The sequence below is a fragment of the Candidatus Neomarinimicrobiota bacterium genome, assembly GCA_034716895.1.
GTDB lineage: Bacteria > Fidelibacterota > UBA8477 > UBA8477 > JABMPR01 > JABMPR01.
The window spans coordinates 5,652-7,527 of the sequence record JAYEKW010000168.1; the positions used below are offsets into that span (position 1 = coordinate 5,652).

At 46.4% G+C, this 1,876-nt stretch carries 1 protein-coding gene and 1 tRNA gene; both read left to right on the forward strand.

The window, feature by feature from the left end:
* The first annotated feature begins 43 nt into the window (after positions 1-43).
* A tRNA-Asn gene (locus U9Q77_10675) sits at positions 44-115 on the forward strand.
* Positions 116-547: 432 nt separating this feature from the next.
* Positions 548-1,735: an ATP-binding protein gene (locus tag U9Q77_10680; protein ID MEA3287822.1), complete on the forward strand. Its 1,188-nt coding sequence runs from the start codon at positions 548-550 to the stop codon at positions 1,733-1,735.
* Positions 1,736-1,876 lie beyond the last annotated feature (141 nt).

The following is a 1,876-nucleotide window of genomic DNA, read 5'->3' on the forward strand; positions in this document are numbered from 1 at the left end:
AGTGGTAGAGCGAGTGACTTAATTGAAACGGAAAAAAACAGTATCCGGAGTAGCTCAGCGGTAGAGCGAGTGACTGTTAATCACCAGGTCGGGAGTTCAAATCTCTCCTCCGGAGCAAACAAAAAAAGGTTCCCATCGGGAGCCTTTTTTTGTTTGCTTGGTGAAGCAGAGTTTAACGAACTGGCGCGTATGCGCCGGAGTTCATCCGGAATGAGTTGCCAGCTTGCCACGGCGAGGCTGGTTGCGAAGACGGGCGGCAAGTCATGTAGGAAGGCGAGGGAGGTACGTAGTGCCGACGCTCAGCCAACTCTCTCCTCCGGAGCTGAACTGTTCGTAAACGTGAACCCTTGGTTATTTCCTTTATGGAGGTGAAGATGGTATTCGAGCCTTTTAAAGTGTTAGCCTCGCCTTCATTTGCGAGAAATGATACGATATCTCATTGTCCTGCTTGATTTGTTATGCCAGGGGAATCCAGGTGTCTAATCAATCTCAAGATCAACACCACAAATACTAGCAATGTATAAACGTATACCATGAAAATAGAGGTATGAATGCAGGAATATCATGGTATATTCCATCCATGATTGCCCGAAAAAACATTCTTGACACCCTGCGCACCGCTCTGAATCGCAGTAAGATAGTGATTCTCATAGGACCCAGACAATGTGGCAAGACAACACTTGCAAGAGAACTGCTTGATTGTGACTCTCTAAATTATTTTGACCTGGAGGAGCCTCTTAGTCTGGCCCGATTAGATGAACCCATGACCGCGTTGAATCCTTTAAAAGGACTGGTGGTGATTGATGAGGTTCAAAGGCGACCAGATCTGTTTCCCGTGTTGCGGGTACTGGCAGATCGTAAATCTCAACCAGCTCGATTTCTAATCCTGGGCAGCGCTTCCGGTAAACTGCTCAGACAAAGCTCAGAAAGTCTGGCCGGACGGGTAGAGATAATCACTATTGGTGGGTTTACTATCAACGAATTAGGTATTCAAGCTGAGCAAAGTTTGTGGCTACGAGGAAGTTTTCCACCGGCGTATCTCGCTGCAAATAATATTGATAGTATGGCTTGGCGTAAGCATTTTATACAAACCCTGTTGGAACGGGATTTTCCTCAGTGGGGTGTTCATATACCAGCTAATGCATTGCGACGTTTTTGGAGCATGCTGGCCCACTACCATGGGCAAACCTGGAATGCCGCTGAACCGGCTCGAGCCATGGGAGTCAATGAATCAACTATCCGACGTCATCTGGATTTGCTTACTGATGCCTTCATGATTCGCCAATTGCAGCCTTTCCACGCCAATTTACGCAAGCGGCAGGTCAAGGCTCCCAAGATTTATCTGCGCGACAGTGGGCTTTTACACAATCTACTGGGTATCGATTCTTCCAAAACTCTCCTAACTCATCCTAAGTTAGGAGCATCCTGGGAGGGCTTTGTTATCGAACAGGTGTTGGCTACCGAAAGTTATGATGATGCATATTTCTGGGCGACTCATCAGGGGGCTGAAATTGACCTGATCCTGCAAAGAGGAGACAAATTATTCGGAATTGAGGTCAAACGAACTGACAGCCCACGCATAACTCCGTCCATTCGCCATGCCTTAGAGGATCTGAATTTGAAACAGGTAGCCATCATATATCCTGGCAGCAAGCGTTTCTCATTAACGGATCAGGTTGAGGCTGTCCCATTACGGTCTCTAGGCGACGGCGAAACTCTGTTCAGGGGTTATTAATCCAGAATGACAAGGCAATATCATTGCTGATAATCCAGAAATACAAGGCAATACTGACGGCCTCGCAAAAAGTGTTAAAAATAAAATGAATATTGACGGAACCGCAAAAAGTATCTGAGAATTCATAGAATATGCCCTAAA